Annotated in this window: 10 protein-coding genes; 4 read left to right on the plus strand and 6 right to left on the minus strand. The window is 39.1% G+C overall.

The window, feature by feature from the left end; genetic code table 11:
- Positions 1-5 precede the first annotated feature (5 nt).
- On the minus strand, positions 6-968 hold the full coding sequence (locus tag EHQ43_RS05875) for an NAD-dependent epimerase/dehydratase family protein (protein WP_135770351.1): 963 nt from the start codon (positions 966-968) through the stop codon (positions 6-8).
- Positions 965-2,143: a DUF445 domain-containing protein gene (locus EHQ43_RS05880; protein WP_135770352.1), complete on the minus strand. Its 1,179-nt coding sequence runs from the start codon at positions 2,141-2,143 to the stop codon at positions 965-967. The genes EHQ43_RS05875 and EHQ43_RS05880 overlap by 4 nt, the downstream gene beginning before the upstream one ends.
- Before the next feature lie 285 nt (positions 2,144-2,428).
- Here EHQ43_RS05880 and EHQ43_RS05885 point away from each other — a divergent pair, with 285 nt between their 5' ends.
- Positions 2,429-6,157 carry a Cna protein B-type domain protein gene (locus EHQ43_RS05885; protein WP_135770353.1) on the plus strand — a complete coding sequence of 1,243 codons (3,729 nt, stop codon included), beginning with the start codon at positions 2,429-2,431 and terminating at the stop codon, positions 6,155-6,157.
- A 55-nt stretch (positions 6,158-6,212) separates the two neighbouring features.
- Here the strand turns inward: EHQ43_RS05885 and EHQ43_RS05890 are convergent, their stop codons facing one another.
- Both EHQ43_RS05890 and EHQ43_RS05895 read right to left on the minus strand, forming a co-directional pair.
- On the minus strand, positions 6,213-6,998 hold the full coding sequence (locus EHQ43_RS05890; RefSeq protein WP_135753231.1) for an ABC transporter ATP-binding protein: 786 nt from the start codon (positions 6,996-6,998) through the stop codon (positions 6,213-6,215).
- On the minus strand, positions 6,991-8,463 hold the full coding sequence (locus EHQ43_RS05895) for an HDOD domain-containing protein (RefSeq protein ID WP_135739683.1): 1,473 nt from the start codon (positions 8,461-8,463) through the stop codon (positions 6,991-6,993). The genes EHQ43_RS05890 and EHQ43_RS05895 overlap by 8 nt, the downstream gene beginning before the upstream one ends.
- 134 nt (positions 8,464-8,597) lie before the next feature.
- On the opposite strand from EHQ43_RS05895, the gene EHQ43_RS05900 reads away from it, so the two are divergent.
- Positions 8,598-8,777 carry a hypothetical protein gene (locus EHQ43_RS05900; RefSeq protein ID WP_244242656.1) on the plus strand — a complete coding sequence of 60 codons (180 nt, stop codon included), beginning with the start codon at positions 8,598-8,600 and terminating at the stop codon, positions 8,775-8,777.
- On the opposite strand, the gene EHQ43_RS05905 is transcribed toward EHQ43_RS05900, so the two are convergent.
- Positions 8,774-10,057 (minus strand): 6-hydroxymethylpterin diphosphokinase MptE-like protein, encoded by a 1,284-nt coding sequence (locus EHQ43_RS05905; protein WP_135770354.1) that lies wholly within the window; start codon positions 10,055-10,057, stop codon positions 8,774-8,776. The genes EHQ43_RS05900 and EHQ43_RS05905 overlap by 4 nt on opposite strands.
- Positions 10,058-10,200: 143 nt before the next feature.
- Positions 10,201-10,671 carry a DNA primase gene (locus EHQ43_RS05910; RefSeq protein WP_135739681.1) on the minus strand — a complete coding sequence of 157 codons (471 nt, stop codon included), beginning with the start codon at positions 10,669-10,671 and terminating at the stop codon, positions 10,201-10,203.
- A gap of 146 nt (positions 10,672-10,817) precedes the next feature.
- Between EHQ43_RS05910 and EHQ43_RS05915 the strand changes: the two genes are divergently transcribed.
- Positions 10,818-11,399, plus strand: coding sequence for a TlpA family protein disulfide reductase (locus EHQ43_RS05915; protein ID WP_244242657.1), 582 nt, complete (start codon positions 10,818-10,820; stop codon positions 11,397-11,399).
- The gene (locus EHQ43_RS05920) at positions 11,396-12,085 is read left to right on the plus strand and encodes a type 1 glutamine amidotransferase (RefSeq protein ID WP_135770355.1); all 690 of its coding nucleotides are present in this window, start codon (positions 11,396-11,398) and stop codon (positions 12,083-12,085) included. Before EHQ43_RS05915 ends, EHQ43_RS05920 begins: the two co-directional genes overlap by 4 nt.
- The last annotated feature ends 10 nt before the right edge of the window (positions 12,086-12,095 follow it).

Below are 12,095 nucleotides of genomic sequence, written 5' to 3' on the forward strand. Positions count from 1 at the left end.
TATCATTATTGATAGTCGAGTAATCCTTTTCGTAAATCTGATTTTGGAAAATATCCAATCTTTTCCCAGGAACCGGCATCATAAATCGCAACGGATTCGAGTAAAGGTTGGAGTGGGGAACCATGAAAGGGTTTTTTACGGATCCAACTGATCATGCGAAATAAAATGTCGATGAGTTTGGACCAAGACCCTGTGACAGGAATTGGCAATTGTCTTTTTTTGGTGATCCCTAAATCTTGGAAGGTCCGAATTACAGTTTCGATAGTTACCGCTTCTGGATGTGAAAAGACATAGAGGGATTCTGGTTTTTTTCCAGCAAAACAATGTTTGGTCCAAAGATAAATCGCTTCCGTGGCATCTTCGATATGTAAGATCGATTTTTTTCGAGTTGGTGGGATTTTTGGGTACACCCCTCGTTTCATCAGAGACTTTAATTTTGAGATAAAACTTTTAGTACCTTTTCCATAAATACTTGCGAGTCGGATCACCGAATAGTTTTGCCCACTTTGGAAAATAAAATCCTCGGCTAAAGCTTTTGTTTTTGCATAAATGGTTTTCCCAAACCGCTCGCTATGCAGTGTTAATTCCGTTTCTTTTGAACCATAAACAGATATACTACTCACAAATCCAAAATGTGGAATTTGTTTTTGGATTGCAAATGACACTAGTTGTTTGGTTGCATTTACATTGATTTGGTAATAAGTGGCTTCATCTACTTTTGCCCCTGAAACAACAGCTGCTAGGTGTAAAACCAAATCGATTGGTTCTTTAATGTTCAAATCACTCAAATCATTTAGATTTTTTAAATCGCGTTCGTAAAACTTAAAATGTTTATGATGGCGAATGTTTTCAGGAAAATGGGAATGGTTTGTTCCAATGGCAATGATTTTGTAATCTGGAATTAATTTGCCAATCAATGCCTTGCCAAGAACTCCGCTTCCACCTGTGATGAGGATTGTTTTTGTCATATAATAAATACCATTTGGAACCAACCCACAAGTGCACCGAGAGCTGCACCAACTAGGATGAGTAACATTTCATCCTCTTGGAAGGCAGATCGTAAAATAGATTCAAATTCTTTTGGAGGAAGGGCTGACATTCGGTCACCCATCATCTTCTCTATTTGTAACGATTCTCCTAAATATGCTTCAAGATGGAATGCATTTTCAATTGCATTGTCTGCCATTGCGACTGAAATTCTTTCTTTGGCAGCATCAAATTCATTAATTTTGCCTGTTGCATATAAGGCAGGTTTTGCAAGGAAAGTAACTGTGTCCACATGACCACTCACTTCATTGCGAATGATATCGATGATTTCTTTTGAAGCTTTTCCAAAAATAAGTTCCGAGAGGATATTTTTAGGTGTGAGAATTTTTTCACTCACAAGTTTTGCGTATAACCTAGAAACTTCGTTTTGCCTTTTTAAAAACAATCCTTGGTAAGTCCAAAATCCCAATACTTTTTTGGGAATAAGTGGTCGAAAGATCATTTCAAGTGCCAGGTAATTCGTTAAATAACCTACGATCACTCCTTGGATGGGGAGTGTCCAAGATAATGGAAAAAAAATCATAAAGACCATTTGGATAAGTCCAAGTAAAAATCCAAAATAAAAACCTGAACGTTCAATGAATTTGAACTCTGGGGCACCAACCTCTTGAAAGAGCTCTACCACCAAACTTACGTTACTGCCAGATAATTTCTTTAAAACTAATGCTTTCACATCGAATAAAGAATCAATATCCGCTTGGAGTTTTTTAATTACCTTGCGAATGGTGATTCCACTTTCTCTCCTAACTTTATGGTAAATTTCTTCCTTTACCAAGTCAGGAATGATGTCCCAAAGTTTAGGATCAAGACTATCCGAAAATTCTTTGATCGTATAACGAATGCTAGAGTCGAGTGCAGGTAAAAATACAGTTTCTGCTTTTTTTGGATCTACTTTTAGAAATACTTCTTTGATATTGAGTAGGCGTTCTGTGATCACATCCACAGATTTACTCGCCATTTTGTGTGCTTTTCTTGGAATAATGCCCTGCCAACCTAAGTAGGGTGGGAAACCAATAAATTGGATGGGGTAAAAAGTCATTTTCAAAGCCAACCAATTGGTCACCCAACCCACAAACCCATATGTAAATGGGATCATGAGCAATTTCCACCCGCCGACCGAAAGCCAAGAATCCCACATATTTGCTAAGAATAGGCTTTGTTTCAGAAAGGAATGGGCAATCGAAATTCGTTTTCCTGTCTAATTTTCCCTCAAAAGGTGTAAAAAACGAAATTTTTCTCCGATACCCCTAAAAAAGATTTGCTTTGTGTACGGAAACAAACTACAAATGGTACACTTTGGGAGTTCTTAGGAATTTCCCGAAGCGATTTGAAAGGAAGTGACGGTTTCGTCACAAAGCGAATTTGATTAGAGGGTAAGTCTATGCGCGTTCGAGGGTTCTTCACCATTCTCGTTCTCATTTCTATTGTTTTTGTAGGTTGTTCTCGTAAAAAGAAATCAATGCCGTTTTGGTTGTTATTGGGTACTGGCGGAGCCGTGTCGGATAACAATGATCAAACGGAACTCCCACCTGATTCGAATGGAGTCCCTCTCCCACCACCTGGCGGTTCTGTCGGTGTGACTGATCCCGAAGAAGTTCCAAATAATGAATCCGAACAAGAAGTACCAAATCATGGTCCCGCTCGGGTCATAGGTTCCATTGTCCCAGTTGTTGCAGGTGTACCTGCGAATGTTGTTTGTGGCAATCCTGGAGCTCCATCTGCGCCCGCTTGCGTGGATCTTACTTTAATTTCTGTACGCATCGAAGTTGCTAATGGTGAAGTCAGTACACTTGTTGCGTCAAAATATGCAGAAGCCAATGGAAGTTTTGTTTTTGATTTATCTGACCTTCCAAATAATAATTACCGAGTTCTCATTAACACCGGTTATGGTTTAAATTATACTTACCAAGATTTTTCTTACGTTTACGACCCGACACAAACTCCTTACACCCTTGTTAACGTAGGTAATTTACTTGCGGAAAGAATGTATTATGCACAAGGCCCTGCTCAATTTACAGGAGTTGTCACAAGTCCTGGATTTTCAGGAGATGGAGTGAATGTTCCAGCTGGACCTGTGGCTGGCATTGTTGTAAACATTGTTGATTCCAATGGTAATACGGTAGGAACAGGAGTCACCAACGCCAATGGACAATATGTAATTTCGATCAACCCTCTCCCTAACGGGAATTATACGATTGTGTATGTTGGTGATTCGGTTGAGGTTTCTGGACAACCTTTTGCCACTATCCAAGAATCTGTACATTTTACGTTTCCAGGAACCAATCCAAATACAGTTGCAGTTGTTGATTTAGGTATCACGAGTTTGCCATGGATGGCCGCAACGGAAAGTGATCTTTTACTTTCTGGTGTGATTAGAAATGGGGCCCTTTCAAGCGACCAGTCTTCTGTTTTTACCATCAAACTAAAAAATGAACATGGTGCTGTGTTACAAACAGTACAAATCACTGGGAATGGTAATTTTTCGATCGAAGGATTTGAACTCACTAACGGTGTCTATTATTTAGAAGTTTCGAACCCTTCCTTTTATACAACCACTCAATCTTTTTTGTTCTCAGCAGCTCCAAATGGTGGAACCAAATCGATCACATTACTTGATCCTATCCTAATTGTTGCAAAACCTTCCTTAGTCGTTGGGTATGTCAAAGATGCAAACAACAATCATATTCCTGGCGCTGTCATTAACGTTCGACCATCATCAAATCAACCACCATCGAACATTGTATACCTGAAAGATGATCCAATTTTAGGTAATGCGATCAAACTTTGGATTTTGGAATCTTTAAGTGTCGTTGCAGGAACCAATTGTGCTTTAAACCCTACCGGTTCGGTATGTTCCTGTGCTGTGAATCCATCGGCATCTTGTTTGTCTTCAGTGCAAGGTACAGGCCCGTGGGCTTACCAAACCTATGCAAACAAAATGTATGAGGTGAATCCAACTACCAAAGAAGTATCTTTCCTTGGTGCCAGTGGGCTTTGGGCATACTATATCTCTGCACCTGGTTTTGAAAACTATTGTGGAAATAATGCAGCACCTTGTTCCGCTAATCCTTTGCAAGTTAGTTTGAACGGCGCAACATATAATGCGGGAACCATTTCTATGACTTCGATTGCCACTCGCTCACAAATTGCTGGTTCGATTTCAGTTCGTGACAATGCACCTACAGCTAACTCAACTCATACGACACAATCAGGTTTGTATGTTGTGATGTTAGGGAATACAAACGATACAGGTGCGTCCCTTGTTCACATTACAACAACCTCATCGGGACAGTTTAGTTTTGGAGGTGGATCTTATGTTGTGACTCTTCCGCAAGTATTACCAGCACCATTTACCAATGATGATGCTGGAAGGGTTACTTATGCACTTTACCAATTGGGTACAGGTTCAGCCACCACTCTTTCGAATTCTCCGAGTGTAGCGCGTGCCAATGACAATACTGCACCAGTTGACATCATTGGTGGAACTGAATATAATTTCCGTCAAAGTTCCTACCAAATCATAGTGGTAGATCGTGTTGCACCATCCTACCAATTGAGTTATTTATCTTCGAATAGCCTACGAGTTGACACGTCTACAGTGGCAACTAATTTGTATGCATCAAATCCAGTGATCTTTCATTTGAATGGTGTTGTTCTTCATAGTGCAAGGGCAACTGTCACTGGTGTTGTTACGGATGCAGTGTCCACTTCGGTTGTGAGTGGAGCTACTATCACTCTTGGACGATTGGTAGGTGGAAATTTCACTCCGGATGTGAAGAGAGACTGTTCGGGTGCATTTGATTCTCCAAATTGTACTGTTTCCTCCGTTAGAACAGCTGGAAATGACCAAGTCATCGGATCTGTCACATCACAAGCAAACGGAAGTTATAGTTTTACTTTCCTTTCTCCAGGTTCTTATCACTTACGCGTAGAAAAAAATGGGATCACTACTTATTTCCCAGTCGAAGTAGGATCTAGCGGTGGGACTGTTGTTGTGAACACACCTGTGATTACCAATGATGGACGTGGTCACCTATCAGGATCTGTGCGAACACCTGGTGGATTTGCTTTCCTAGGAACGTATTCATTAGAAATCGTAGATCCTAATGGTGGGACAGTTCGCCCATCGGTTGGGGTGCAACCATCTTCAATCGCAACAGGGGCAACTGTTTTCTCCAATGCAAGCCAGTATACGATCTTTAATATCAATGCAGGTCGTTGGAAAATTCGATTTGTGTCAGCAGGATACCAAACTGTGGAAGGGATTGTGGACATCCAAGCTGATGTCACAACCAATTTCGATATCATTACCTTTGTCCCTGGTAGCCAAACCAGTGGAACCATATCGGGACGAGCATTATCTGCACTCTACAATACTGGAGTTTGTAACCTAACTGCTCGTATACGGCCAGGTGTCAATGTGAAGTCGGGCCCTTATGCAATTGATGCGAACGGTGTGACAATTCCATCTGTCAAAACATCAACTGATGGATCGTATGCCATCCCATCTGTACCTCCAGGTAACTATACTTTAGAAGTATCGGGAGCAGGAAAACGTGGGAATTGTACATCTATCCAAGAAAACTATTCTACGACATACAAAACTGTTGTCTCAGCTGGATCCGAAACTCCAGCTAACCAAAACATCTTGGTCACTCCAATATTAGGAGATAACGAGATGCGTGTGGTTCTCACTTGGGGAGCAAAACCGAGAGATTTAGATTCCCACATGCAATATGGAAACCAAGCTAACGATAGGATTGTATGGAATAATAAAACTCCTCTCGGTGGTGGGAATGGAAGTTTGGATTATGATATCACTACAGGTTACGGTCCAGAAACCATTACTGTCCAAGGTTCCATTTGGAACCAACCAAATCGTTACTACAGTGTGTATAACTGGTCTGGGGAAGCAAGTATGGGAATCTCAGGAGCTACTGTAAGAGTGTTCAAAGGAAGTGTTGGTGAAGTGAGAAACTATTCCATTGGGCCTAACCATTCCAATCGTTGGTGGAAACTTTTCTGTATCGCACAAGACAAATCCATCACTGATGTAGGAACGGGAAGTTGCCAAGCAACGAACTTTATCGAAAGATCAATGTATCAGTAAACAAAAGCTGATACACTCTTATCATTTGGCCATGTTTGGTGGTGAGAGAATATTTCTAATGAGAAAGGACAGTGATATGAAACTGTCCTTTTTTTTCGCTTACCGATAGGTTGAGGTCATATAGGTTTGAAAGATTAGAATCGGTGAAAACAGATTTTTTTTCTCCAAAGGCTAATACCTTTCCTTCTTTTAACAAAAGGATTTTGTGAAAATCCTCAGGGATTTCTTCGATTCGGTGTGTGATGAGAATCCGAGTCAGATTTGGATTTCTATTTTTCAATAATGAGAGAGAAGTCACAAAATCAATTCTTGCAGTCAAATCCAGAGCGGCAGTTGGTTCATCTAGGATAAGTAACTCTTTACCTTCACCAAACGCACGTAATAATAAAACCTTCATTTTTTCCCCAGAAGATAGGGTATTGTAGGCTTGGTCTGCTTTATGGACCAGACCAATTGTGTTTAGTAAGTTTATTGCGAGTTTTGTTTGTGTTGGTGTAGGTTCTTTATACAAACCCAATGTTCCAATAACACCCGTTAATACCATTTCCAAACAACTTAGCCTTTGCAAAAGGGTTTCTTGGTGGCCTGGTTGGACAATACCCATTTTGTTTTGTAAGGGAGCCATCGGAGTTTCGCCATAAGTTTCTCCAAACGCTGAAACAGTGCCTATTGTAGGCCAAAGGTAACCAAACAGTAGATTGATGAGAGTGGTTTTCCCAGCACCATTTCGGCCTATGATGGCCAAAGATTCTCCTTGGCTGAGTGAAAATTGAATGTCTTGTAAGATAGTTTTGTCATTGCGAATGAACGAAACGGAATCAAAACGGATCACTTCACTCATTCGTTTTTTTGTACAGTACCTCTACCTTATTCACAGCTGCGGAGAACACATCGATGTTGTCTAAATTAAACTTTGATAAAAGGTTTTTGTCAATGGCATAAAAACCTTTTTTCTGTTCATGGAAGTCAGCCATCATATTGGCCATATAAATGACTTCGACTAAATCTCTAAGTTCCGGTGGAGCCAAAAATGGTTTATGATGGTATTCAATTGCCACACGTAAGTCTTGTGGGAACTCCCATTTTTCAGCAAGTAATGCCCCTAATTGCGGGTGACTGAGCCCTATGGCCATTTCTTCTAAGAGAGTTGAGTTTCCTGAATCAACACCTCTTTGATAAGTTTCAATTTTTTTGAAAAAACCACGATCGACTGAAAGTAATAAAAATTTTCCAATATCATGTAACAGAGCGCATACGGCAATGATATCAGCTATTTTATTGGTATGATTATTTTCTGTCGCAAGGTAACGTGCATAATAACTGCAACGACTTGAATGTTCCCAAACATCCATCATTTTGCCGTATTGGCCATCCATAATCTTGCGAACACCCGATACATAGAGAAGGTTCCGTAGGTTTTTTAAACCAACAACTTTCACTGCTTGTAAGATAGAACTCACTTGGCTGCGGTTTGCAAAAAAAGCGGAGTTGGAAAGTTTGAGTAAATCAGCAGACAAAGCTGGATTTCTTTCGATCTCTTGTGAAATCATATGGAGATCTGAATCTGGATTATTGCAGAGTTGGATGATTTTGGTCAATGAATGTGGGAGAGGTGGCAGGCCATCAATTTCGTTGAGTAATTTGGTTTTGAGACTTGTTTGGATTTCCACAGGAGTTGTAACATCAGGTACAGAGAGTGTAGCGCGCGTTATCTTATCATTTGTGAAAATTTTAAATTTATCAGAACCGATCCCGGAATTTTTTAATAATAATTGGATGAGTACTAACCCTAATCCTGCCGACTCAGTACTATCGGAAACATCGGTGAAAGCATCAGAAAGGTCATTATAATTCTTAGCGACTTCGATCCGGCGATTGACCCGGGCCAATTCTTCTTTTGTGATCGGAGCGTTATTTTCAACGGCAAAATGAATGGATTTATCTTCCACTTTCATAAGCAAACTGATGTAATAATTACCGCCATCTAACCGATCTAATTGTTCATTCCACTTCATGATGATATTTTCTTGGAACCTTGACATTCCTTTTGCATAATCAGTGGCGTTTTGGATGTCCAATTTCTCACGACTGAAGTAGTCGCGTTTTGCATTGGCTTTGTTTGCGTTCATGAGGAGTTCTTTAAGGACAGTGAAAATAACTTCCACTAAATATAATTTGTCCATATACCCCATTACATGGACAAGTAATGCGTATATCTCCTGATTTTGTTCTTCTGTAACAAAATAAAAATTGATTCTTGATTCTTTGGAAGTTTCTAATTGAGAAATGATATCTTTAAAATTCACAAACGATGATTCCCGTAACACTCTTATAATTTAAATTCTTTTGGAGGCAATTGATATTTTTTTCCAAAGTGGATTCTATTTTGTCCATGCCCAATGATACTCTGTATTCATCTGTGGAGGAAAACAGAATGGATATGTTAGACCAAATGAATTTGCATTTGATGATGGAAGAACGATTAGAAAAAATCATAGAGGACTTAGAGAGAAGGCCTAAGGGAAAAACCAAAAAAACAAAAGATTATGATCGAATTCCTGCGAATCGCGAACGAGCTGAATGGAATTTACAAGAAATACCAATTCTATTCGGAGCTTAACCTGGTGAAAACCGCAACCAAGTGTTGAGGGTTTTTGAATGGATGATGCCGGATTGGTCTTGGTTGGCCCACTTTGCCAAATCCGAATTCTTTGGGGGAAAACCCTGAAACGAGACGAAGGTTGACTTTTTGGATTCTATGTTTGTAGTGAATGCTGTTAACTCGCTAAACATTTGAATTTTTGCTTTCTGTTTTGAAGTTAATACTTCCTCCCAAACGACTTGATTTTTTCCTTTTCTGACACCAGAGTACAGACGTTTGGTGAAATATTCTAAACTCTTTTTTCTATTAATTTGGGGTTCATAATACCTTTCATACCCTGTCGCCTTACAATGTGATTTCCCTTGTTCTGTTATAAAACTCACACCGCTCATCGCAAAATTTCGACCTTGAATTCCACTAGTGATAGATAATACCATTCCGAATAAATTTAAACTTGGGTTTTGGTAATGAGGCCAATCCATATTTTTTTCGGATTGAAAGAGAAATGCAATGATTTGATCCAAAGGATGACCAGTATTAACCAAAATTTTTGGATTTGGTAATTCAAATAAATAGGGAGAGCCACCTAACCAAGTGATGATGGGAATATCTTTAGGAATATCGAGTAAAAAGTGAAATACAGTCCCTCTTCCTGAATCAAAAGAAACAATATAGTCTGGTGTTATCTCATTTTCTAATAAAAATCCAACTGAAGTATCACTTGCAAATAAAGTCCAGTTTTGGCGTTGGATTTTTATTTTTTCAATATCTAATTCGAGGCCTGGACTTGCGCCTAAAAATAAAACGTTAGGTTGGTCTGATGAAAAAGATTGAAACCAATGAATATCCATCTGGTTCAATTTTACATTCAGTTTATTTTTTAAATAATTATGAGTCCAAAGTTTACGAAAATGATGGATTGTATTTTCATTGGTAGATTGTGAACTAAATTGAGAGAGGAATTGATTTTTACATTCTTTCACCAATTCTGGGAACAAACGTTCGTAACTCGGTGTTTCGTAAATGGTCCAAGTTAAATTTTTAATTTGATGTGAGGAGGAAGATTCGATCAAATTTTGTTTGATCTCTAACCAGTTAGGAGATTTTCCAGTGATGACGAATAAAGAGATACCTTTCGAAGATGCTTTTTGAATCAGTTCCTTTGTTTCATTTTGGAAGGCCGGTAAATCGTAAATTTCGGATAATGGTTCCCAGAACAAAAAGTGGGTATGGGAAGAAGGAGATTCCAATAAAGCACGAATGGAATGCAAAGCCCCTATCCCTAATACAATTGGCATTGTATCGGATTTGATTTGGCTTAAAAAACGAAACGCCTCCTTTTCAGGGGAGACTTTTGAGTGTAGATAAAATGTTTCGGATGTTTGGAAGTTATAGAGAAGGTTGTTTTGGAAAATGGGAAGTAGAGGGATGGGACTAACCTCTAATCCTCTTCTTCCTCATCGGCATCGTCATCATCGTCAGAGTCGTCGTCGAAGTCATCATCCTCATCGTCTTCTTCCTCTTCTGTATCATCGCCGAATTCATCTTCATAACCATCTTCAAATTCTGGTTTTTTAGCTTCTTCTTCTGGAATGAAATCTTCTTCGATATCTTCTTCTGCATGAGGAGCAAATGAAGTCCCTGCAGTGGAAGTGACTCCAGCAAGTTTGTCTTTTTCGGCTTGGAGTTGTGCCTTTTCTTCTGAAGAAAGGTATTTCCATTGCACCATATCATTTGTTAAAGCGTAAAGTGCTTGCACCGTAAGTTTACGGTTTTTCAATTTTTTAGGAAGGGTGATTTTTTCGATTTTATCGATCGCACTAAAGCCGGCCACACATGTTTCGTATTTCTTTTCCCGGCAAAGTTCTATTAAGGATACGATATCAAAATCTTCTTTCTGTGATTGGCTCATTTTTTATAAATTCCTGGGGGAGTGAGTGGAACGTTAGACCAGATTGGGGCATGGGGGTCAGATGTCAAGGGAAAGTTCGAAAACGGACTTTACAGACGTTCTCCTAGTCCAAACCATGGGGAAGGACCGTCCAATTTATGGGATTTATGAAAGCCTCCCTCATTTTATTTATTAGTTTATGTCTCATTAGTTGCGCCCCTGCGAAATCTTCCTACTTCGGAGAAGGGACGTTTGTTGGTGTTTCGGCTTCTGGGGAAGAAATTATCTTTGCCAACCTTGAAAAAGACCAAATTGCATTGAATGTTTACTCTCCCGATTGTGTACCCTGTTGGAAAGAAATCCCAGCACTGAACTTACTTCATTCCGAAATCCAAAACAAATTTCCGAACAAAGTTTTATTTATGGTTGTAGACCCTTATCAAATTGTTCCCGATATCACCGATGAACTTCCGTTTGGTCAAGTGTATCAGCTAGCCAAAGAAAGGATGAATTTAGAGATCAAAAACCGAAACATCCAAGTTCCGATAGTGTTTATGAAAAAACCATTTCGGGTCAAAGAGGGTGGACTTGTGACTGGAACTCCAGAAACACTTTTATTTGAAACAAAACCACTTAGATTATATTATAATTTTTTGGGCTCTATCTCTGAACTTTCGAACAAAGAATCAATTGAGAAAGATCCAAAGTTCAATTTTTTTCGATATCAATTTGGAATGGAATCTATATGAGAGCAGTGATCATTCGATTCATAGACTGTGAAGGACCTGGTATCATCGAACCAATATTGCGAGAAAAAGGTTATAGAGTCAGTTACCATAACGCATATGATTCACGAGTGCATTTAATGCCGGAGATCCATTTGAATTTTGATTTGATTGTGATGTTAGGTGGACCGCAATCAGTTGCCGATCCAACCAAACAGGACTTTTTTAAACCTTATTATGAAATTGTAGAAAATGTAGCGGCACTATCCAATAAAAAATTAATTGGAGTTTGTTTGGGCTCGCAGATCATAGCGCGTGCGTTAGGTGCAAATGTGAGGCCAGGTACAAAAGGCCCAGAAACAGGTTTTTCTGAATTACAAATATTAAAACCCGAACATCCAGTTTTTAAAGGGATAAATAGCGAATCCATTTTAGCATTCCATTTGCACGAAGACATATTTGATATCCCGGTCGGCGCAGAACATCTGCTCGCAAGTGAATTTTATGCAAATCAAATGTTTTCCTACAAAAACAAAATTTTCGCATTCCAAACCCATTTAGAACCTACACTCGGAATGTTACAGGTTTGGCAAAATGTACATAATGAATTTATCGCAAAAGGCACTGGCGATTTTTCAGATTTAGAACCCAAACAAAAAATAATGGAAGAAAGTGCAAAAATATTATTTCGCAATATTATAAATTTATAACGGACAAAAC

The organism is Leptospira bouyouniensis (assembly GCF_004769525.1).
Classification (GTDB): Bacteria; Spirochaetota; Leptospiria; order Leptospirales; family Leptospiraceae; genus Leptospira_A; species Leptospira_A bouyouniensis.